This is a genomic window from Arthrobacter sp. U41, assembly GCF_001750145.1.
Lineage (GTDB): Bacteria > Actinomycetota > Actinomycetes > Actinomycetales > Micrococcaceae > Arthrobacter.
The window spans coordinates 3,738,163-3,758,244 of record NZ_CP015732.1 but is presented as its reverse complement, the minus strand read 5'-3'; the positions used below and the strand labels follow the sequence as shown (position 1 = coordinate 3,758,244).

Here is a 20,082-nt window from a genome sequence, read left to right as displayed (position 1 = left end):
GCCGCGTCCTCAGCTAGGGAGCCCGTCCGGCCTGCAGGTGTTCCAGCTTTTCCAGCGCTGCCTTCTTGTGCGGCAACCTGGGCGCTGCGTCGACAGCGAGCATGACCAGCCGCAGCCGCAGGCCGAGTTCCGGCTTGCTCAGCAGCGCCCGCAGGGCCGGCACGGCGCGGTCAGTTTCCACGTGCAGGGCGATGTCCACGGAGGTCCGCAGCGGGCTGGAGACCATCAGCCCGCCCAGGCTCACCACATCGTGCGGACCCAGGCGCACCTCGTGGAGGGTGCAGCCGCGGGTAGACCGCAGGCTGGAAATCCGCCGGTTGGCGTCCACGAGCAGGGCGAGCCGGTCAGGTTCGGCTGCGCAGCCGTAGATCCAGGCCGCCGTCATCCTGCCTGCGACAACCCGCTGGCGGATGGCCGGACGAATGAGGATGGACGCCGCCCGGGCCCGGAGCTGTGGAGTGGGCTGTGCACCCGGAGGCAGGTAGCCGCGCTGGTACAGCTGGGTCAGCACGCCGTCGGAGGCCATCGCCTGAAGCTCGGGCCAGGAGAAAAGTGACCCGGGGGAGTACAGCTCGGGCGGAGGCGGGTCCGGCGCTGCAGGGCCTTGGACAATGACCATACGGCTATCCTGTCCGGTCCGGGTAAAAGCCAACAGGCCCCGCACCGGTCATGTGGATAACCGGTACGGGGCCCGCTGCAAACAGCCTGCTGCTTTACTGCATGACGGCTAGGAGAGCTCGCTCGCTGACTTCTCGAGTTGTTCCAGCCAGGCCTCACGGGCCTCGAGGGCTTCCCTGGCGACCTTGATCTTGCGCTCGTCGCCGGCCTTCTCGGCCTTGGCGAGGTCATCCCGGAGTCCGGCGATGGCCGATTCCAGCTGCGTCAGCGCGCTGTTGGTGCGAGCCTTCGTTTCCGGGTTGGACCGTTTCCAGTTCTCGTCCTCGGCATGGCGTACAGCGTCCTCGACCTTGCGCAGCCCGGCTTCCACCCGTCCCATGTCGGCGCGGGGAACCTTGCCGGCCTCTTCCCAGCGGTCGCGGATGGACTGGAGTGCCTTCTTGGCGGCTGCGAGGTCCTTGATCGGAAGCAGCTCGTTGGCTTCGGCCAGCAGGGCTTCCTTGACCACGAGGTTGGCGCCGTATTCCTGGTCGATCTCGTCGTTGGCTGCCTGGCGGTGCGTGAAAAAGACGTCCTGGGCGGCACGGAACCGGGCCCACAGGGCGTCATCGTCCTTGCGGCTGGCACGCGGGGATGCCTTCCACTCGTCCATCAGGCGGCGGTATTCGCCGGCGGCAAAGCCCCAGTCGGTCGACGAGGAAAGCGCTTCGGCATCGGTGATCAGCTTCTCCTTGGCGGCCTTGGCTGCCGAGTTGGTGCTGTCCAGCTGGGAGAAGTAAGCGCGGCGGTGGCGGTCGAATACCGTACGGGCGGCACGGAAGCGCTTCCAGAGGGCGTCCTCGTTGCTGCGGCCGAGCCGGACGCCGCTCTTCTGCGCGGTCTTCCAGCTCTCGAACAGTTCGTTCATCCGGGCGCTGGAGGTCTTCCACTGGATCTGGGCCGGGTCGTGGCCTGCGATCTCTTCCGCCTCGGCGACGATGGCCTCACGGGCGGCCAACTCGGCGGCGCGGACGGCGTCGTGTTCGGCCTTCTCGGCCTTCTCGAGATCGGAGATCTGCGTGGCAAGCGTGTCCAGCCGGGACTCGGCGGAGCGAATGTCGCCCACCATGTTCCGCTCGGCCAGCTGCTCGCGCAGGTGGACGACGGTCTTCTGCATGTCCGTGGTGGGCGCCTTGGAGCTGACGCGCTGTTCCAGCAGGAGAATCTGCGCGACGATGTCGTCGTACTTCCGGGCGAAGTAGCCGAGGGCCTCGTCATCGCTGACGCCCGGGTACTGTCCGACTGCATGTTCCTCGCCGTCGACGGTCAGGAACACGTGGCCGTCGCCTTCAACGCGGCCCCAGCGTGCGGCTTCGGCGAGCGAAGCGGCGGAGGACAACGACGCCGGCGCGGCGGCCGGAGCGGCCGGTGATGGCTTGGCCTTGGGCCGGGCAGCGAAGGCAGCCGGTGACGGCGCGGGACGCGCGGCAGCCGGAGCCTCGGGCGCGGCCTCCTCTTCGGCGGGAGCCGCGGCCTCGGCCGGAGTTGCTTCCGCGTCCGGCACGGTGGCCGTCTCTGGCGCAGTGGTGCCGGGGGTGTCTGTCGCTTGTGCTGTCACCGTAGCCTCAGTCTCGCTCTCGTTGGCAGCTGCTGCTGACACTGTTTCGTCGGATTTCTGACTGTCTGTCACCGCTAGAAGTCTTTCGCTTGGAGGGAAATACCGGGGCCGTGGCCACAAGGGCAACGGCTGGTTACTTCAGAGAGAACGAGTCTATCGTGACTGGTTCCGCAGGGGCGCCGTCTGTGGCGTTATCACCCGGTTTTAGTCCGGCGGCCGCAATATTGGACACCACCTCCAGGCCCGAGGTCACCTTCCCCACCACGGAGTAGCCGCCCGCGGCATCGGCCGGAATGACAGTGTCCTTGTACACAATGAAGAACTGGGTGCCGTTGCCGTAGGCGTTTCCACCGCTCCTGGCGACGGCGATCGTCCCGGCCGGGTACATGTTGTCCGGGGGAGTGTTTTCCAGCGGGCCCCAGGTGTAGCTCGGATCGCTGCTTCCGTCCCCGGACTTTGACCCGCACTGCAGCACCCCGAACGTCTCGGCCGTGGTGAGCCGGTGGCAGTTGAGCCCGGCGTAGAAGTTCTGGTCCGCGAGGGATTTGAAGACGGCGGCTGCCTGGGGCGCCTTGGCGCCGTCCAGTTCGACGCCGAGGGTGCCGCTGTTGAGCTTGAGTTCGCCGGTGAAAATCTGGCCCGCCGCCGTTTCCGGCTTGGGGATGTTCTCGGCATTGCTGGGGGAGGCCGACGGCGTGGCGGAGGGGGTGGACAGTCCGGCCTGGGCGGCGGCGTATTCGTCCTCGCTGGGATTGGCGGAGAAGACGGTCAGCTGCAGCACGAGTGCAACGACGAGCGCCGCCGTTCCGGCGCCAACGGCGATGACGTTATCGCGCTTCCGCCGTTTGTCCTGCTCCTTGCGCAGCTCGCGCTTTGCCTCCATTTGCTGGACGCGCCGCTTGGCATCGCGGGCGCTCCGTGAACTGGCCGCCAAAAGTCCTCCTGGGGTAGGGCCGAAACCGGGACAGTGCCGGGGCGCCGTCGCGGGTTCAGCGGTGAAGCTGCCGGCAATCCGGCTGTACCCGGCCGCATTAGAAGATGCGGGCGCGGAAAGCATAAACTGACTGCCGCACACAGTTTATGCATGCCCGGCCTGTCTGCCGCCCATCTGTTCCCGTTTCGGACGCCCCGATTCGGCCGCACGCGGCGAAGGAGACTCCGGCCGGTTTTACCTGAGGAGAAAATCCACCATGGCACGCACCGCCTCCCTGTCCGGATTCCCCGAGTGGCTTCCCGAGGAGCGGCTGGTGGAGCTGCATGTGCTGGACACGCTGCGCCGGGTCTTCGAACTCCATGGCTTTTCATCCATCGAGACCCGCGCCGTGGAGACGGTCGGGCAGCTGCTGCGCAAGGGTGAGATCGACAAAGAGGTCTACGGTCTGAGCCGGCTGCAGGACGACGACGGCAACGCCGCAACGGGCACTGCCGCCGCCTCACACAGGAGCGACCCGCACGCCCTGGCCCTGCACTTCGACCTCACTGTGCCCTTTGCCCGGTACGTCGTCGAAAACGCCGGCTACCTCGCCTTCCCGTTCCGCCGCTACCAGATCCAGAAGGTCTGGCGCGGCGAACGTCCGCAGGAAGGCCGCGCCCGCGAGTTCACCCAGGCGGATATCGACATTGTTGGCGACGGCGAACTGCCGTTCCGCTACGACGTCGAGATTGCGCTGGTCATCGCCGAGGCCCTCGGCGCCCTGCCGATTCCGGACTTCCTGCTGCGGATCAACAACCGCAAGCTGGCCGAGGGCTTCTACAACGGCATTGGACTGACCGATACCGCCGGGGTTCTGCGCAGCATCGACAAGCTTGAAAAGATCGGTGCGGCCAAGGTCGCCGAGCTGCTCAAGACCGAGCTCGGTGCCACCGAGGAGCAGGCCCAGGCCGCCCTCAAGCTGGCCGCCATCCGAACCGAGGACACCTCCTTCGTGGCGCGGGTCCGGGCCTTGGGGGTCACCAATGAGCTGCTCGAGGAGGGCCTGACAGAACTGGAGCAGGTCATCGCGGCCGCCGTCCAGCGGGCGCCGGGCAAGGTCGTCGCTGATCTCAGCATCGCCCGGGGCCTGGACTACTACACGGGCACCGTGGTGGAAACCGTGCTGGTGGGCCACGAACAGCTGGGCTCGATCTGCTCCGGCGGACGCTACGACGCCCTCGCGAGCAAGGGCAACCGCAAGTTCCCCGGCGTCGGCCTCTCCATCGGCGTGACCCGGCTGGTCTCCAGGATCCTCAGCCAGGATCTCGCCAAAGCAACACGGTCCGTGCCGACTGCCGTGCTGGTGGCGCTCAACAGCGATGACAGCTGGGGCGCAGCGCAGGACGTCGCTGCGGAGCTGCGCAGCCGCGGGATCGCCACCGAGGTGGCGGCAAAGGCCGAGAAGTTCGGCAAGCAGATCAAATTCGCCGACCGCCGAGGCATCCCCTTCGTCTGGTTCACCGACGACGACGGCAAGCACCAGGTCAAGGACATCCGCTCCGGCGAGCAGGTCGACGCCGATCCGGCCACCTGGGCTCCGGCCGCGGAAGACCTGCACGTCCGGGTCCTCACGGCCTAGGCGGCCGCTTTCCGGAGCCGCAGCACAAGGAAGCGACCGGCGACACCCACGGCCAGCACTGCCGCCATGCCCAGCACCGAGGCCGGCGGCAGCGTCACGGCCAGAACCAGGCAGCCCAGGAAACCCAGCGCATTGAGCCAGCGCGGGGCATGCCAGGGACGCGCGGACAGGGTGAAAGCCGCGGCATTCGTGACCGAATAATAGACGAGCACACCGAAGCTGGAGAAGCCCACGACGGTCAGCACGTTGGTGCTCAGCAGCAGCACGATGACGGCGGCCGCGACCGTCAGCTCGGCAAGGTACGGAACCGTGTGGGCCCCGCCGACCCGGGCGAGTGGGGACGGCAGGTCCCGTTCCCGCGCCATCGCCATGGCCGTCCGGCCCACACCGGTGATCAGGGCCAGCAGGGCACCAAGGCATGCGGCGGCCGCGCCCGCCTGGACGAACGGGGCACCGGCGTCGAGCCGCGAGCTGGCGACGGCGTCGAGCAGCGGCGCCGTCGAACCGGCAAGCTGCCCGGCCGGAAGGTGCCACTGCAGCAGCAGCGCCAGACCCAGGTAGATCACGAAGGCCGCGGCCAGCGCCGCGAGAATGGCCCGCGGAATGGTGCGGGTGGGGTCCTTGACCTCTTCGCCCAGCGTCGCGATCCGGGCGTAGCCGGCGAAGGCGAAGAACATCAGGCCCGCCGCGGGGAGAACACCCCAGGCGGACGCGGCTGCAGTGGCGGCACCGTCCGGTGCGGCATGCGGCCCCAGAACCGCGGCGGCCACCACGAAGGCGAGGGTGGCGAGCACCACGGCCAGCAGGATGCGGGTCACCAGTGCCGTCCGGGTGATTCCGAGCAGGTTGACCCCGGTCAGGACCACGACGGCGGCCACCGCCAGCGGCGTCGCGAATTCCGGCGCCACGTAATGGCCGAACGTCAGGGCCATCGCGGCGCAGGAGGCCGTCTTGCCGGTCACGAAACCCCAGCCCGCGATGAATCCGGGCCATTCACCCAGCCGGTTCCGCCCGTAGACGTAGGTGCCGCCGCTGGAGGGGTACCTTGCGGCCAGCTGGGCGGAGGCCACCGCGTTGCAGTAGGCGACGACGCCGGCCACGGCCACGGCGACGGCCAGGAGGGGTCCGGCCAGCGCAGCCGCAGGGGCGAAGACCACAAAAACTCCGGCGCCCAGCATGGAGCCGAGCCCGATCACGGTCGAATCGAGGACGCCCAGCCGGCGCTGCAGCTGCCGGGGTTTGTGCTGGTCGGGGGACGGCTTGCTCTGAGGCCGGCTTGCCATGGCGGGAGGTGCCTTTCCAACGGGTAAACTCGTACGGGATCGTTCCTGTTAGCGATCCTATTGAACATGAGTTTTTGATTTCCCTCTGTCTTCTTCAGAAAGGCGTGCTGTGCTGCGCACACATGACCTCGGATCCCTTCGCTCCGAGCACATTGGACAAACCGTAACCCTCGCCGGCTGGGTCGGCCGGCGTCGTGACCACGGTGGTGTCGCCTTCGTTGACCTGCGCGACGCTTCCGGCGTGTCCCAGGTGGTCGTCCGTGAAGAGGAAGTCTTCCACGGCCTGCGCAACGAGTACGTGCTGCAGATCGTCGGCACCGTCTCCCGGCGCCCCGAGGGCAACGAGAACCCGGCCCTGGCCACCGGCGAGATTGAGGTCATTGCGGAGAAGGTCACCATCCTCAACACCTCCGAGCCGCTGCCGTTCCAGATCGACGAGCACGTCGAAGTCGGCGAGGAAGCCCGCCTCAAGCACCGCTACCTTGACCTGCGCCGCCCCGGCCCCGCCCGCAACATGCGCCTGCGTTCCGAGGCCAACCGTGTGGCCCGCGAACTGCTCCACCAGGACGGCTACGTCGAGATCGAAACCCCGACGCTGACGCGCTCGACGCCGGAAGGCGCCCGCGACTTCGTCGTCCCCGCCCGCCTGGCGCCGGGTTCCTGGTACGCGCTTCCGCAGTCCCCGCAGCTGTTCAAACAGCTCCTGCAGGTCGGCGGCTTTGAGAAGTACTACCAGATCGCCCGCTGCTACCGCGATGAGGACTTCCGCGCGGACCGCCAGCCGGAGTTCACCCAGCTCGACATCGAAGCCAGCTTCGTGGAGCAGGACGACATCATCCGCCTCGGCGAAAGCATCGTCAAGGCACTGTGGAAGCTGATCGACGTCGAGATCCCGACGCCGATCCAGCGCATCACCTACCACGACGCGATGGCCCGCTACGGCTCGGACAAGCCTGACCTGCGCTTCGGCCTGGAACTCACGGAGCTGACCGAGTTCTTCAAGGACACCAACTTCGGAGTCTTCAAGGCACCCTACGTCGGCGCCGTTGTGATGCCGGGCGGAGCCTCCCAGGCCCGCCGCGCGCTCGATGCCTGGCAGGAATGGGCCAAGCAGCGCGGCGCGAAGGGCCTGGCCTATGTCCTGTACAAGGAGGACGGCGAACTCGCCGGCCCCGTGGCCAAGAACCTCACCGACACCGAGCGCGCCGGACTGGCCGAGGCTGTCGGCGCCAATCCGGGCGACTGCATCTTCTTCGCCGCCGGCGAGAAGTCACCGTCCCGCGCCCTGCTCGGTGCCGCCCGCGTGGAGATCGGCCACCGCACCGGCCTCATCAACCCGAGCGACTGGGCGTTCTGCTGGGTCGTCGACGCGCCGATGTTCGAACCGGCCGCAGCCGCCGTCGCGTCCGGCGACGTCGCCGTCGGCGCAGGGCAGTGGACCGCCGTGCACCACGCGTTCACCTCGCCCAAGCCGGAGTTCATGGACAGCTTCGACACGGATCCCGAATCCGCGCTTTCCTACGCCTACGACATCGTCTGCAACGGCAACGAAATCGGCGGCGGCTCCATCCGTATCCACCAGAGCGACGTCCAGGAACGGGTCTTCGAGCTGATGGGCCTGGACAAGGCCGACGCGCAGACCAAGTTCGGCTTCCTGCTCGAGGGCTTCAAGTTCGGCGCGCCCCCGCACGGCGGCATCGCGTTCGGCTGGGACCGTGTGGTCGCGCTGCTGGCTGGCGTGGAGTCCATCCGCGACGTCATCGCGTTCCCGAAGTCCGGCGGCGGCTTCGACCCCCTGACCCAGGCACCCGCGCCGATTACGGCGCAGCAGCGCAAGGAAGCCGGCGTGGACTTCAAGCCGGAGGCCAAGAAGGCGGACGGCACCAAGTAGCCTGATGTGACCAGCAGCAAAGGCTCTCCGGACAACCGGGGAGCCTTTGCTGTCGGAGCTGCTGTCCCGGAACCACGCCGCGGGAAGTGCTGCAGGATGTGCCCGACGGAAAGGGGCCCGATGGAGCCTGAACAGATGACCAGGCTCGAGGAGCTGATGGACGCCGCATGGCCTGCCGCCGAGCGGGAGGAATCCGGCGGCTGGGTGCTCCGCGCCGCCTCCGGCGTGACCCAACGGGCCAACTCCGTCTGGCCCCGAGAACCCGGGGCCGATCCCCACCGGCTGCTCGCCGCCCTCCGGGAGGCGCGCCTCTGGTACCGGAACCGCCGGCTGCCGCTGATCCTCCAGGTGTTCGAGGACCCGCGCTACGCACCGCTGAACGCCGCGCTGGACGCGGAAGGGTTTACCCGGCGGTCCGAAACCCTGGTGCTGGTCCGGGACGGCGGCACGGCCCCGCCGGAAATTGACAGCGCTGTCGAGATTTCCGCCGAACCCTCAGCGGAGTGGCTGCGGCTGTGGTGGAGCGTCGACGGCCGCGGTGACGCTGCTGCCCTCGCCGTCGCCTGCGGGATCCTAGAAGGCTGCCCCTCGCTCTATGCCCTCGTGCGGGACGACGGCGGCCAGCCCGCCGCCGTCGGGCGCCTTGCTGTCCCTCCGGGCGGGGGCGGCAGCCGGGGCGGGCTCTACTGCATGGCGACACGCCCGGACGCCCGGCGGCGCGGCTATGCCGACCGGATCCTGCAGGCCCTGCTGCGCGAAGGGGACGCCCGGGGCCTGAGCGGCTACTGGCTGCTCGTGATGGCCTCCAATGCCGGGGCCCGGGAACTGTACGCCCGCGCCGGTTTCCAGGAAACGGCACGGTACCTCTACCGGCAGGAACGGCCAAAGCGGCACCTCACCGGCTGCTGAAACGGCTGTTGAAACGGCTCCTGCCGCACCCGAACGGTTCGGGGCGGCAGGAGCCGGGCTTGAGCCGGGATACGGCGGAGCTCCGGAACGGGTCAGGGAAACTGCGCCGCCGGCCGGGCCGGCCGGGCCGGCTGCTGCGGCCCGGCGAGCGTCTCCCCGGCCAGCAGCTCCCGTCGCCGGGCAGTTCCGGCCAGGTAGGGTCCGCCCGGTTCCTCGAGCGGGGTCTTTGTACGTCTCGCGGGAGAAGCACACCGAGGCGGCCGCGATCAGCATGCAGACCGTGGCGAAGATGGCCACCGGAACCCAGCCGGTGACGCCGGGGGCCAGGAGCATACCGGCGATCATCGGGGCGAAGCCGGCCCGGACGAGGCCGAGCTGGTTTCCCATCGCCATGCCGACAGCCCGAATGCCGTGAATACGGTCTGCATGACAGCCATGATGGACATTCCAACCACGCGCAGCACATCGGGGCCCTGAAATTTGAGTACTTCCTTGACCGGCTTCGGGGTGACCTGATGCTGTTTCTGCGCGTCTTTGAAGACCGGGGTCCCGTCCAGGTGCGTCCGCACCCACTAGGCGATGCCCAGGATGATGATGGGGGCTTGGTCGCCGTCGACCGCCACGGCAAGCGCTTCGGGAATGAGGCCCTGAGCGACCACGAATTCGGCCGAGGCTCCACCCTGTACAACCACTTCCGCGGCGATATGGAGCACAAGCCGAACCCGAACCCGGCCCCGGCTGGCAAGGGACCGTTCTATGCAGCCAAGATCCAGATGGGTGATCCGGGCACCTTCGCCGGCATCGGCGTCAACGAACGCTCCGAGGTCACCACTGAAGTGGGAACCGCGGTACCCGGCCTGGTCGCCGTCGGCGCCGCGGCGGTCAGCGTTTTCGGCGCCGGCATCTGATCAGCTGACGGCGACGGACTGAGCAATGACTCACGACGACGCAGGGGCCGGGGCGCGCCATGGCAAAATCGCCCTCGGGTGAATCGCTCATCAGCCGCGTCATGCGGCTGATGAGCGCCTTCGACCGTGTACTCAAGGCGTGGGCCCGGGTCCCCGCCGCCTGTGACAGCCGGCAGCGGTGATGCTTCTGCAGCTCCGCCCGGTCAGTTGTTTCACCGGCACGTCGACTCGGCGAAAACAATAGGGCGTCATGGCTGCACCTTGAGGATGGGGCCGGGGGCGGCGCTGTTTTGCGTTACTGGATCAAGACCGGCGAGGTGGGCTCCTGGGTCACATTGCTACTGCATCCGGCCACGCGCGCGGTGCCGGCTTTCGGTGCGGGGCTGAAAGCGCTCCCAGGCTGATTGCCTGGTCATTCCCAGGGACGAGCCAATGCGTGCCCAGCTGATCTTTCTGTCGCGCGCCGTACCCACCCAAGCACTCAGCCGCTCTTCGACCTGCGAGGCGACGGCAGCGATTTCCGGCAGGTGCGCCAGGACTTCGTCATCAGTCATCCGCTCCCAGGGAGCCACTGCCCGTGCTCCTTCATCGCTGTGGAAAAGCTCCAAGGACGCGGCGGCACAGGCCTGGCAGATGGCAACGCCGGGACCTGCCACCAACCGTCGCGACGGGCCAGCCGCTGCCGCGCAGAAGCTGCACATCAAGGGGCCGGCCAAAGACAGTTCCTGTTCCACGACAGTCTCCTTCCGATGAAACGTCGACGATGTCCAGCATACTTGACGCGTAAGGCGACGCCTGACATGGTGTCAGGCATGACCTTACGGATCCGGAACGACGCCGAACGCCGGCTTCCGACCGCAGAGCCTCTGATGCGGCTGAGTGCTTTCCGAAAGCTGTGGATGGCCAGCGCGTTCGAAGGGGTCGGGGACGAAGCAGGCCGCGTCGTGATCCCGATCGTCGCGGTCTCAATGCTCGGTGCCGGCGCACTGGAGGTGGGAATCATTAATGCTCTGGGCACGAGTGCGTTCCTTGTCCTGGGCCTCCCGATTGGCGTCTGGGTGGACCGGCTCCGTCGACGCCGGCTGATGATCACCGCTGACGTGATTCGTGCGCTGGTGGTCCTGAGTGTGCCGGCGGCTTACTTAGCCGGTGGCATGACACTTGGGCACCTGCTGGTTTGCGTGGCGTTGATCAGCGTCGCCGACGCTGTTTTCACGACCGCACATGGTGCTTTCGTCCCGTCGGTGGTGGGCCGGGATCGGATCAGCGACGCTCATGCCCGGCTGCAGTCGGCAGCCAGCGCGGTCGCCGTCGGCTCCGCGTCTTTGACGGGAGCGCTGCTCAGTGCCACCGCCGCACCGTTGGCGCTGGTGACTGCCGGAATCGCCTACACCCTGTCCGCACTGGCCCTCAGGAGCATCAAGGTCATTGAAGACGTCAAGCCGCCCCGGGAACACGATCCATTCTGGGGAGCGGCCCGGGCCGGCTTGTCCTTCACAATTCACCATCCGGTGCTCAGGGGTCTGTTCCTGTCCGGAATGATTCTTAACGCTGCCACCATGTTCGGCAGCGCCGCCACGGCGGTATACGCCCTCAGCGTTCTGGGACTCAGCCCCGCTGTATTCGCGCTCCTCAGCACCTTCGCAGCCCTGGGCGGTCTTGCGGCCTCCTTCGCAGCACCTGCCGTGCTGACACTTTTGGGCATTGGCAAGACCAGGATTCTCGGCGGCGTCGCCTGCGCCCCGGCTGTCGCGCTGACGCCCCTTGCCCCGGTTCTCCCATGGTTCCCGGAACTCTGGCTCGGGGTCTCCTCGTTCGGATGGGCCTTCCTTGTCGTGGTCATATCGGTAGCGGGGGCCGGGATCATCCCGCGGATCGCGTCCTCCGGCGCGCTTGGGACGGTCATGGCCAGCAACAGGCTCTTCGTCCTCGGAGTCATGCCTGTCGCCAGCCTTGCCGGGGGCGCCGTGGCAACATGGATAGGCGTCCTACCCGTGCTCTGGATCTGGGCCCTGCTCGCCGGCGTCTCCGCCGTCCCAATCGCAATCTCACCCATGCGGACCTGGACAGCATTCCCCGAGGGCTCCGAGAGTTCGAGTCTGAACTGACTCGAGCCGCTGTAAGGAAGGGGCAGAACTCTGGCGAGGCGAGGGCTGCCCTGCAGCAGAGCGTGATGGCTGTGAGGTCAACGGGAGGATTTTGGACTTCCCAGAACAGGTGCATCGAGTTCCGTGGCAAGAAGGAATCCGTCGGCAATTATTGGCTCCCCGGGCAAACTGATCCCCGCGGCGTGGAAGGTCTGCGCCGGCGGCACCGGACGTCGTCCTGGCCGGGAACGCGATTGAGCTTTGAAGACGACCCAACTCCAAGGTTGCCGGACGGTGCGGCGCCCGTCCCGCTGCCCGGCTGCCGAGTCAACTTATTGTCAGAGCTCCTTGATGTACTTGGTGCATGGATATCTCAGCCTTGAGTGTGGAGAGCAGGGAGGCTTTGGCGGCGGTCGGGGCGGCGACGGCGGCGCTCTTCGCCTTTCCGGGCGCCTGCGCTGACCGCGCTGATCCGTTGTGGGATCGTGTGGATCATTCACTGGACGGTCTCGCCCTGATGGTCCGGCTGGAGGCCGCGGCGGCAGCGGCGAAGGTGCGGCTGGCCGCGGACTGCGTGCGCGACACGCAGGCCATGGCGGCGCCGTCGGCATCGCTGCAGGACACCGCCTGCGAAGAGATGGCGCTGACCGCGGAGGTCGCCTGCGTCCTGACGGTGAGCGAGCAGACCGCGGGGGCGTTCCTGGGCGAGTGCCTGGCCCTGACGAAGACGTTGCCGCTGACCCTCGCGGCGCTGACGGCGGGCACGATTTCCTGGGCGCACGCCCGGATCATGGTGGACGAAACGACCAGCCTGGACCCGGCCGGGGCGGCTGCGCTGGAGGCGCACTTCCTGGACCCGGCCGCCCCGAACCCGGCCCGGGGGTGCCCGGCCGGGGAGCTGGTCCCGGGCAGGTTCCGGGCCAAGGCCCGCACGTGGCGTGAACGCCACCACCGGGAGAGCATCGAACAGCGCCATGCCAGGTGCGCCGCGGACCGGCGGGTCGAGTTCCGCCCGGACAGTGACGGGATGGCCTGGTTCTCCGCGTACCTTCCGGCCGATACCGCCGCGGGGATCTGGGAACGGACCACCGCGGCCGCCCGCGCCCTGCAGGGCCCGGACGAGGCACGCACCCTCACCCAGCTGCGGGCCGACATCGCCGCCACCTGGCTGCTCACCACCGGCGGAACAGCGGATGGCGGCAGAACGTGCGGTACCTGCGGGGGCACCGGCGTGGCCGGCGGCGGAAGCTGCGGATCCTGCCGCGGCACCGGCGCCGGCGCGGCCGACGGCATGTGCGCCGGGGCGGGCGGGGGTGTGCCGTCGCCGCGGGCGCAGGTGCTGATCACCGTCCCGGTCCTGTCCCTGCTCGGCGCCGGACAGGAACCGGCGATGCTGGACGGATACGGGCCGATCCCGCCCTCGATGGCCCGCCGCCTGATCACCGACGGCGCCGGGTCCTTCCACCGGGTCCTGATCGACCCCCGCGACGGGGCGCCGCTGGAAATCGGCCGGACCAGCTACCGCCTCACCAAAGCCCAGCGGCACTGGCTGATGCTCCGTGACGGGAGATGCCCGTTCCCGGGGTGCAACAACCACTCCCTGGACAACGAAGCGGACCACCTCCTGGCCTGGGCCGACGGAGGCACCACCGGGATCACCAACCTCGGACAGCCCTGCCGCAAACACCACAAGCTCAAACACAGCTCAGCCTGGACACCGGCCCGGGCCAGCAAAACCGCCCCGCCCGGCTGGACCTCCCCGACCGGACGGCACTACCCCAGCGAACAGCAGGACTGGGAACCACCCCACTGGCCGGACGGAATCCTGGACGCCTATGCGGGCCCGGACGGAGACGCGGAAATGGATCGCGGCCTGCCACCGGATCTGTACGACGGCATTGATCTGGATCGCGGCCTGCCGCCGGATCTGTACGACGACATTGATCTGGAACGCGGCCTGCCCCCGGCTCCGGACATTGACCTGGACTCGGGCCTGCCCCCGGACCCCGGCCTGGATCCGGAACAGGAACAGGAACTGCCCGAAGACCCTCACTCGGACTGGCACCTCCTCACGGACGGGCACTCATTGCCCGACGCAAAAGTGGACGATCTTGGCCGGCAAGAACCCGATGCCAGCATCCTGGAACACTTCCTGCTGCAATACGCCTGACCGGACAAGTCGCGTCGATAGGTTGAGGCGTCTGTCCAAACCGCAGCCGGCTGCGCCCTGATGCCCGGGTCGGAAGCCGCGCCGCAGGCCTCGACCCGCGCCGGCGCGGCCCGCAACCCCGGATTCCGCCGCGCCGCCCGCCGTCGGGCATCTTCCACAACCGATGAACGGAAGCCCTATGGGGTGGAGCGCTGCTCACTGGGCACTCTTGGTTGAGACGTACATCACCTCACTGCACTCCGACAGAAGGACAACGATGTCTGCTGCCACCACTGACTTAATGCCCGCCGACGCGTCTCCCTCCGGGCCGGCCGGACTGCCCCCTTACTCCCATGAACTCGCCTGGCCGGAAGGCATGGCATCGTTCAAGGTCGTCGACGACGGCACCTAGGGCGACCAAGGACACGACGGAGCGTCTTCACCACGGGGGGAGCGACTCCGTGGGCGGCCACATCGCCCGGATGTGGAAGGACGGCCTGCTCAGCAAGAAGGAAGCCAAGGAACTCTGCGACTTCGTCTTCGTCGCCGGGCACGACACCACCGCCATTCTGCTCGCCAATGCCTTCCGGGCTTTCAGCGAACAGCCCGAACTGCTGGAGCGGATCCGCCGGAATCCGGAGGACGCAAACCTCTTCGTCGAGGAACTCGCCCGGTACCGCGGAACAGTGCAGCGCGCCAGCCGCATCACCATCGAAGAGGTGGACGTTACCGGCGTGCGCATCCCCGCCGGCGCCATCGTCCGGCTGCTTCCCGCCGCCGCGAACCGCGACAGCAACAAATACCCCGACGGCGAGACCTTCGACATCGACCGCAACACACCGACGGGCACCGGGGCTTGGGCCACGGTGTGCACAGCTGCCTCGGCGCGCCGCTGGCGCGGCTGGAGGTCCTGGTCACGGTGCAGCTCCTCGCCGAGAAGCTGGCCTCCCTCAAGCTCCGCCCCCATAAGCCGATCGAATACGTCCGCGGAAACAATCTGACCAATTCCGGTCCCGAGCACCCGTACATGGAACTGGGGGAGTCGAATGCCTAAACCGCAGCCCACTGAAAACCGCCTGAATCCAATCGTCATCATCGGAGCCGGCCACTCCGGCGTCGCGGTGGCCGCAGGACTGCGCACCCGCGGGTGGGACGGGGATATCCTGCTGGTCGAGGCCGAAAAGGGAGACGCCATACGAACGCCCTCCGCTGTCCATGGAACTCCTCAAGTCCGGCGCCGCGGATGAGTCCACCGTGCTGCGCAAAGCGAAGTTCTACGACGACAAGAGCATTGACCGGCGGGCAGGACTTACCGTCGACGCCATCGACCCGGACCGCCGGACCGTCCAGCTGTCCGACGGCATCCGCCACTGCTACCATCGGCTCGTCATTGCCACGGGTTCGCGCGCCAGGACGCTGACGGTTCCCGGCGCCGGCCTTCCCGGGGTGCGGGTCTCCATCACGGGCGCCGGATACATCGGGCTCGAAATCGCGGCTGCCGCCGCCAGGAACTGTGTGGCCACGGTGCTGGAATTCCGGGACCGCGTGATGAGCCGGGTGACCCCCGAACCGGTGTACCGTTTCTTCGAGCAGCTGCACGGGCAGCATGGTGTCCGCTTCGTCTTTGGCGCCGCGGTCACCGCCGTCGAGGGCTCTGACCGTGCCGAAGAGGTCGTCACCGCCGACGGCGCCGTCCACACGGCCGACGTCGTGCGCGCCGGAATCGGTGTGGTGCCCAATCGGGAGCTGGCCGGCGACGCCGGACTCGAATGCCAGGACGGGATCCTCGTTGATGAGGACGGATGGACCTCCGTTCCCGACATCTACGCGACGGGCGACGTCACGCGCTTCACCAGCACCATCGACGGTGCCAGCCAGCGCCTCGAATGCATCCAGAAGGCGCTCACCCAGGCCGACAGGGTGGCAGCGCACATCCCGGCCAGCCCGCCGCCGACCCGGACATTGCCTGGTTCTGGACCGTGCAGCACGGCGTCCGGCTCCAGACCGCAGGTGTCCGCCACCCTGACGATGAGGTGTTCGTGCGCGGCGACCCCGCCGGGGGCAGGTTTTCCGCGGTCTATCTCCGCAACGGACGCCTCGCTGCCGTCGACACCGTCGGGGGCCTGAGCGACTTCCGGCCCCGTGCCACGTCTTCCTGGAGAAGGAGATCTTCGACACCCTGGCCGAACGCAGCGCGGACGAACTGGAACTCCCGGTCGAGGCGGAGGGCTACCAGGAGTGCGGATCGCGGCACTCCTGCCAGCTCGGCTTCAGCCAGGAACTCAACGGGGCCACTGTAACCCTGGCGCCGGAGGAGTAGCCGCGGGACCGCCAGCCGGACAGCGAAATTACTAAGCATGCTTGCCAAATGGTTACCAGACATGCTTATGGTGGGGACTGCAATGTCCAGCAGCGGGCGTTGCTACCGCACACACCGCATCCAGGGAGACCGGATGTTCGCCTAACAACACCTGGACGATCTGCTCAACCTCAAGGGGGTGCGGAGAGTCAGGGCCAGAGCGGTGCTCTGGCCCTGACTCTTTTCTCCACTGCCAGGTCCTCGATGTGACATAGGAACGCAGCGCCAATGACACGCGATATTGAACCGAACCTTCAGGGCACCTACCGCTTGGTCATGACAGCGGCCCGTCTGATCCGGCGCCGTCAGGACGAGGCGCTGGCACCACTGAACCTGACCCGTGCCGCTGTTATCGCCCTCGAAGCAATAGCTCCCCGTCCGCTGAACCAGGAGCAGCTCGCGGCAAAGGTGCATGTCCAAAGCCAAACCCTGGGTAGGGTCATCGCCCGTCTGGAAGCTGGGGGCTTCGTCACCAGGACCCGGAATCCCGCAGACCGACGCGAACTCCACGTGCAGCTGACATCCGCGGGTAGGGCGGCGCTGGCCACCGCCCGCCAGACGGAAATCGACGCCTTCCCTTCAACAATGGATGTGGCAGACTGGCAGGTCTTTCAGGAACAGCTGGAGAGGTTCGTCAACGCGGTCCGGCTCCCATCGCCGCGTCCCGCCCCTGACGGCGGTGCGACGCAGCGACCGGTCAGGCAGTAGTGGGGTAACTTGCCAGGATGTAGTCGGTTGCCGCCGGCCCCCTCATCCGTCGTCGGCTGTTCCGCAAATCGATCCCGCAGCGTTCCATGGCGGACCGGAAATGGATGTCCTCCACGGGAGTGATCTGGTGCAGCAGGCACCAGCTTGTGTACAGGCCGTAGAGGCAGTCCGGCCCCAGCGGCTGGTGCGTTTCATCCGGAACGGTGGTGTCGAGAAGGAATCGTTCGAAGTGGGAGATGGCCATGAGGGCTCTTTTCCGCGGGTGCAATAGTTGTGCCACCGTGCGGCTACAGCGGCTCTCTTTGCGGCCGTGCACCCGGCGGCAAAGGGTCCCACCCCGGAGGGAAAATTAGGACTGTTCTGAATCTACGGAGTCCGGGCGCGCCTGTCCAGAGCGCGGGCCGGGTACTGACGCAGGCGGGTACTGACGCAGGAGGGGCGCAACTCCCCGGGAGCTGCGCCCTCTTCTATGGTCCGGCTAGTCCTTGAACGCGTCCTTGACCTTCTCGCCGGCCTGCTTGATATCTGCTGCGGCCTGCTGGCCCTTACCCTCGGCCTTCAGGCTCTCATCACCTGTGGCCTCGCCCGCGGCTTCCTTGCCCTTGCCCGCGATCTTCTCGGCGGTATTGCCGATCTTGTCATCCACACCCATGGCGTTCTCCCTACAGTTGGCCGCCGGGCTGTGGCGGCTGATAGCCCAATTTTAGTCCCAATTTAGCCAAATGCTAAGCAGACTGACCAAATCAGGCACGCGAGAGCGCGAGGGAGATGGACAAAATCCGAACCACGGGCACTAACTTCTGTCGTTCGCCGGCGGGTCCGTCACCAGGATCCGCACCGCACACAGGTCCGCGGCGGCTTTCTTCAGGACCGCTGCCCGCGGATCGGGTACGTCCAGGAACGCCAGCCGCGGCCGTGCGGCGAACTGCTTCAGCGCCGGTTCGGCAAGGACCTGCTCCGCCAGGGTCCGGTCGCCGCCGGGAGCCAGGTACTCGATCCGGTGATCCGCGAAGATCCGGGCGGCATGGTCCGCCACGGCCTCCACCAGGGCATCGGCCTGGTTCGCCCGCCGCCGGGCAAAACGCTGCTGGGACCAGCCGCCCGCTGCCGTCCGGGACTGGACATGCCGGGTTCCCGTCTTGGACGCGAGGACAGCGCCGCCGCTGACCACGGCCACCGAGTAGCCGCCCCGGCGGACCAGTACAGCGCCGATGCGCCGCGGCTGGGATGCCAGGGACGCGAGCCGGGACACGGCGCCGCTGCCGCGCCCGGGACGCCCGTCCACCGGCCACGGCGCCTGAAGCAGGGCCGCGGCCCCGTCGGCGGCACGCAGCTGCAGCCCGCCGTCGAGCTCCTCCTCGACGAGCTCGCCGTGGCTCGCGGCGAAACGCTCCACCCAGCCCTGCAGCCGGGCACCGGAGACGAACGCCACACGGGTTTCGGTGGTTGTCATGGCGCGGATCTCCGTTGTGGGGGTGTCGGGGCGGGCGGGAACTAGAAGTAGCCTATCTATGTGGATGATCTCTTTGGCGCAGGACGGGACAGCGGCGGCGCTATCGAGGATGACGGCGACGCCGAAGAGTCAGGGGAACGCCGCGCCGCCTCGCCGCGCAGCCCGCTTGCAGTCAGGATGCGGCCGCGGACCCTCGATGACGTGGTGGGCCAGCAGCACCTCCTCGGACAGGGTTCGCCGCTGCGCCAGCTCGCCGCCGGCACGGACGCCACCGGCCCCGCGGGTCCCAGTTCGCTGATTCTGTGGGGGCCTCCCGGCACCGGCAAGACCACGCTCGCGCACGTCATCGCGAAGGGCCCCGGCCGGAAGTTCGTGGAGCTCTCCGCCATTACCGCCGGCGTCAAGGACGTCCGCCGGGTCATGGAGGAAGCCCTCACCGCCCGGGATCTCTTCAAGACAACCACCGTGCTGTTCCTGGACGAGATCCACCGCTTCAACAAGGCCCAGCAGGACGCCCTGCTGCCCGGCGTCGAGAACCGCTGGGTGGTCCTGGTCGCTGCGACCACCGAAAATCCCTCTTTCTCCGTCGTCTCGCCGCTGCTCTCGCGGTCCCTGCTGCTGACCCTCAAACCGCTGACCGACGCCGACGTCGAGGGGCTGCTGCTGCGGGCCGCGGCCGATCACCGCGGATTCGGCGGCAAGGTGGACCTCAGCGCCGAAGCCCTGGCGCACCTGGTCCGGCTCTCCGGCGGGGACGCCCGCCGGGCGCTCACCGCGCTGGAGGCGGCCGCGGGCGTCGCGTTCGGTGACGCGGATAATACCGGCGCAGTTGAAGCCGGCGCAGTTGAAGCCGCCGCAGCCGCCCCGGGGGCTGAGGACGCACCGGTGAGGATCGAACTCAAGCACACGGAACGGGCCCTGGACGTCGCCGCGGTGCGCTACGACCGCGCCGGCGACCAGCACTATGATGTCGCCAGTGCCTTCATCAAGTCCATCCGGGGTTCCGACGTGGACGCCGCCCTGCATTACCTCGCCCGGATGCTCGAAGCGGGGGAGGACCCGCGGTTCGTGGCCCGGCGCATCGTTATCTCCGCCGCAGAGGACGTCGGCATGGCGGACCCGACGGCGCTGCAGACCGCCGTCGCCGCCGCCCAGGCAGTGCAGCTGATCGGCATGCCCGAGGGTCGGATCATTCTGGCGCAGGCCGTGGTCCACCTCGCCACCGCGCCCAAATCCAACGCTGCATATATGGGGATCCACCAAGCGATCGCGGACGTCCGCGCCGGACTCGGCAACGGCATCCCCGCCCACCTTCGCGACGCCCACTACCCGGGATCCAAACAGCTGGGCCACGGGCAGGGCTACAAATACGCCCACGACGCGCCGCACTCGGTGGCCACCCAGCAGTATCCGCCGGACGATCTGGTGGGCCGGAACTACTACGAGCCGACGGCCAACGGTGCCGAACGGGACATCTCCACCCGGCTGGAACGGCTGCGCAGGATCATCCGCGGCAAGTGACCGGAGGGGCAGAAAAGTGCCCGTTGACTTCCGGTCCGTGGGGTCTA

21 protein-coding genes and 1 pseudogene are annotated in these 20,082 nt (G+C 67.9%); 14 read left to right on the top strand and 8 right to left on the bottom strand.

Annotated elements, in window-relative coordinates:
- Positions 1–13: 13 nt before the first annotated feature.
- From ASPU41_RS17100 to ASPU41_RS17090, 3 genes are all read right to left on the bottom strand, one after another.
- Complete coding sequence (locus ASPU41_RS17100; RefSeq protein WP_069951930.1) at positions 14–619, bottom strand: hypothetical protein; 606 nt, start codon at positions 617–619, stop codon at positions 14–16.
- A gap of 108 nt (positions 620–727) precedes the next feature.
- Positions 728–2,287: a DUF349 domain-containing protein gene (locus ASPU41_RS17095; protein ID WP_069951929.1), complete on the bottom strand. Its 1,560-nt coding sequence runs from the start codon at positions 2,285–2,287 to the stop codon at positions 728–730.
- A 61-nt stretch (positions 2,288–2,348) separates the two neighbouring features.
- Positions 2,349–3,149, bottom strand: a complete 801-nt coding sequence (locus ASPU41_RS17090; protein WP_069951928.1) for a peptidylprolyl isomerase — start codon at positions 3,147–3,149, stop codon at positions 2,349–2,351.
- 256 nt (positions 3,150–3,405) lie between these two features.
- Between ASPU41_RS17090 and hisS the strand changes: the two genes are divergently transcribed.
- Positions 3,406–4,767 carry a histidine--tRNA ligase gene (gene hisS / locus ASPU41_RS17085; RefSeq protein ID WP_069951927.1) on the top strand — a complete coding sequence of 454 codons (1,362 nt, stop codon included), beginning with the start codon at positions 3,406–3,408 and terminating at the stop codon, positions 4,765–4,767.
- On the opposite strand, the gene ASPU41_RS17080 is transcribed toward hisS, so the two are convergent.
- Positions 4,764–6,050: an APC family permease gene (locus ASPU41_RS17080; RefSeq protein WP_069951926.1), complete on the bottom strand. Its 1,287-nt coding sequence runs from the start codon at positions 6,048–6,050 to the stop codon at positions 4,764–4,766. The genes hisS and ASPU41_RS17080 overlap by 4 nt on opposite strands.
- Positions 6,051–6,159: 109 nt before the next feature.
- Between ASPU41_RS17080 and aspS the strand changes: the two genes are divergently transcribed.
- The 4 genes from aspS (at position 6,160) to ASPU41_RS23780 (ending at position 9,940) form a co-directional block, all read left to right on the top strand.
- Entirely contained in the window at positions 6,160–7,941 is a 1,782-nt protein-coding gene (aspS, locus tag ASPU41_RS17075) for an aspartate--tRNA ligase (protein ID WP_069951925.1), read from the top strand.
- 120 nt (positions 7,942–8,061) lie between these two features.
- Positions 8,062–8,850: a GNAT family N-acetyltransferase gene (locus ASPU41_RS17070; RefSeq protein WP_069951924.1), complete on the top strand. Its 789-nt coding sequence runs from the start codon at positions 8,062–8,064 to the stop codon at positions 8,848–8,850.
- A gap of 602 nt (positions 8,851–9,452) precedes the next feature.
- The gene (locus ASPU41_RS17060; protein ID WP_069951922.1) at positions 9,453–9,758 is read left to right on the top strand and encodes an FAD-binding protein; all 306 of its coding nucleotides are present in this window, start codon (positions 9,453–9,455) and stop codon (positions 9,756–9,758) included.
- Positions 9,759–9,817: 59 nt separating this feature from the next.
- Positions 9,818–9,940, top strand: coding sequence for a hypothetical protein (locus ASPU41_RS23780; RefSeq protein ID WP_269450056.1), 123 nt, complete (start codon positions 9,818–9,820; stop codon positions 9,938–9,940).
- A 156-nt stretch (positions 9,941–10,096) separates the two neighbouring features.
- Here the strand turns inward: ASPU41_RS23780 and ASPU41_RS17055 are convergent, their stop codons facing one another.
- A complete protein-coding gene (locus tag ASPU41_RS17055) occupies positions 10,097–10,492 on the bottom strand; it encodes a ClpX C4-type zinc finger protein (RefSeq protein ID WP_083266588.1) in 396 nt (131 codons plus the stop codon).
- A 78-nt stretch (positions 10,493–10,570) separates the two neighbouring features.
- Between ASPU41_RS17055 and ASPU41_RS17050 the strand changes: the two genes are divergently transcribed.
- The 8 genes and pseudogenes from ASPU41_RS17050 to ASPU41_RS17030 all read left to right on the top strand — a co-directional run bounded on the left by ASPU41_RS17050 (position 10,571) and on the right by ASPU41_RS17030 (position 17,061).
- Positions 10,571–11,866, top strand: a complete 1,296-nt coding sequence (locus ASPU41_RS17050) for an MFS transporter (protein ID WP_197515693.1) — start codon at positions 10,571–10,573, stop codon at positions 11,864–11,866.
- A 343-nt stretch (positions 11,867–12,209) separates the two neighbouring features.
- Entirely contained in the window at positions 12,210–14,015 is a 1,806-nt protein-coding gene (locus tag ASPU41_RS22245) for an HNH endonuclease signature motif containing protein (RefSeq protein WP_083266586.1), read from the top strand.
- Positions 14,016–14,271: 256 nt separating this feature from the next.
- Positions 14,272–14,406 (top strand): hypothetical protein, encoded by a 135-nt coding sequence (locus ASPU41_RS23775; protein WP_269450055.1) that lies wholly within the window; start codon positions 14,272–14,274, stop codon positions 14,404–14,406.
- Positions 14,407–14,455: 49 nt separating this feature from the next.
- Entirely contained in the window at positions 14,456–14,995 is a 540-nt protein-coding gene (locus ASPU41_RS17040; protein ID WP_069951920.1) for a cytochrome P450, read from the top strand.
- Between the two features lie 45 nt (positions 14,996–15,040).
- A complete protein-coding gene (locus ASPU41_RS23105; RefSeq protein WP_197515692.1) occupies positions 15,041–15,241 on the top strand; it encodes a hypothetical protein in 201 nt (66 codons plus the stop codon).
- A pseudogene (locus ASPU41_RS17035) lies at positions 15,210–15,848 on the top strand (NAD(P)/FAD-dependent oxidoreductase); the annotation flags it as partial. The gene ASPU41_RS23105 and the pseudogene ASPU41_RS17035, both read left to right, overlap by 32 nt.
- Positions 15,797–16,294 carry an oxidoreductase C-terminal domain-containing protein gene (locus ASPU41_RS24115; RefSeq protein ID WP_083266707.1) on the top strand — a complete coding sequence of 166 codons (498 nt, stop codon included), beginning with the start codon at positions 15,797–15,799 and terminating at the stop codon, positions 16,292–16,294. The pseudogene ASPU41_RS17035 and the gene ASPU41_RS24115, both read left to right, overlap by 52 nt.
- Positions 16,295–16,581: 287 nt before the next feature.
- The gene (locus ASPU41_RS17030) at positions 16,582–17,061 is read left to right on the top strand and encodes a MarR family winged helix-turn-helix transcriptional regulator (RefSeq protein WP_069951918.1); all 480 of its coding nucleotides are present in this window, start codon (positions 16,582–16,584) and stop codon (positions 17,059–17,061) included.
- Here the strand turns inward: ASPU41_RS17030 and ASPU41_RS17025 are convergent.
- From ASPU41_RS17025 to ASPU41_RS17015, 3 genes are all read right to left on the bottom strand, one after another.
- A complete protein-coding gene (locus tag ASPU41_RS17025) occupies positions 17,051–17,305 on the bottom strand; it encodes a hypothetical protein (protein WP_069951917.1) in 255 nt (84 codons plus the stop codon). The two genes, ASPU41_RS17030 and ASPU41_RS17025, sit on opposite strands and share 11 nt — an antisense overlap.
- 234 nt (positions 17,306–17,539) lie before the next feature.
- On the bottom strand, positions 17,540–17,713 hold the full coding sequence (locus ASPU41_RS17020; protein WP_069951916.1) for a CsbD family protein: 174 nt from the start codon (positions 17,711–17,713) through the stop codon (positions 17,540–17,542).
- A gap of 141 nt (positions 17,714–17,854) precedes the next feature.
- Positions 17,855–18,514: an acVLRF1 family peptidyl-tRNA hydrolase gene (locus ASPU41_RS17015; protein WP_069951915.1), complete on the bottom strand. Its 660-nt coding sequence runs from the start codon at positions 18,512–18,514 to the stop codon at positions 17,855–17,857.
- 60 nt (positions 18,515–18,574) lie between these two features.
- Here ASPU41_RS17015 and ASPU41_RS17010 point away from each other — a divergent pair, with 60 nt between their 5' ends.
- Positions 18,575–20,035: a replication-associated recombination protein A gene (locus ASPU41_RS17010; RefSeq protein WP_069951914.1), complete on the top strand. Its 1,461-nt coding sequence runs from the start codon at positions 18,575–18,577 to the stop codon at positions 20,033–20,035.
- The last annotated feature ends 47 nt before the right edge of the window (positions 20,036–20,082 follow it).

What these genes read in the sequence shown, in the direction of transcription:
- ASPU41_RS17100 (WP_069951930.1), bottom strand. Translation starts at nt 619, where the DNA reads ATGGTCATTGTCCAAGGCCCTGCAGCGCCGGACCCGCCTCCGCCCGAG.
- hisS (WP_069951927.1), top strand. Translation starts at nt 3,406, where the DNA reads ATGGCACGCACCGCCTCCCTGTCCGGATTCCCCGAGTGGCTTCCCGAG.
- ASPU41_RS17080 (WP_069951926.1), bottom strand. Translation starts at nt 6,050, where the DNA reads ATGGCAAGCCGGCCTCAGAGCAAGCCGTCCCCCGACCAGCACAAACCC.
- ASPU41_RS17070 (WP_069951924.1), top strand. Translation starts at nt 8,062, where the DNA reads ATGGAGCCTGAACAGATGACCAGGCTCGAGGAGCTGATGGACGCCGCA.
- ASPU41_RS23780 (WP_269450056.1), top strand. Translation starts at nt 9,818, where the DNA reads ATGGCAAAATCGCCCTCGGGTGAATCGCTCATCAGCCGCGTCATGCGG.
- ASPU41_RS17050 (WP_197515693.1), top strand. Translation starts at nt 10,571, where the DNA reads ATGACCTTACGGATCCGGAACGACGCCGAACGCCGGCTTCCGACCGCA.
- ASPU41_RS22245 (WP_083266586.1), top strand. Translation starts at nt 12,210, where the DNA reads ATGGATATCTCAGCCTTGAGTGTGGAGAGCAGGGAGGCTTTGGCGGCG.
- ASPU41_RS23775 (WP_269450055.1), top strand. Translation starts at nt 14,272, where the DNA reads ATGTCTGCTGCCACCACTGACTTAATGCCCGCCGACGCGTCTCCCTCC.
- ASPU41_RS23105 (WP_197515692.1), top strand. Translation starts at nt 15,041, where the DNA reads ATGCCTAAACCGCAGCCCACTGAAAACCGCCTGAATCCAATCGTCATC.
- ASPU41_RS24115 (WP_083266707.1), top strand. Translation starts at nt 15,797, where the DNA reads ATGGACCTCCGTTCCCGACATCTACGCGACGGGCGACGTCACGCGCTT.
- ASPU41_RS17030 (WP_069951918.1), top strand. Translation starts at nt 16,582, where the DNA reads ATGACACGCGATATTGAACCGAACCTTCAGGGCACCTACCGCTTGGTC.
- ASPU41_RS17025 (WP_069951917.1), bottom strand. Translation starts at nt 17,305, where the DNA reads ATGGCCATCTCCCACTTCGAACGATTCCTTCTCGACACCACCGTTCCG.
- ASPU41_RS17020 (WP_069951916.1), bottom strand. Translation starts at nt 17,713, where the DNA reads ATGGGTGTGGATGACAAGATCGGCAATACCGCCGAGAAGATCGCGGGC.
- ASPU41_RS17015 (WP_069951915.1), bottom strand. Translation starts at nt 18,514, where the DNA reads ATGACAACCACCGAAACCCGTGTGGCGTTCGTCTCCGGTGCCCGGCTG.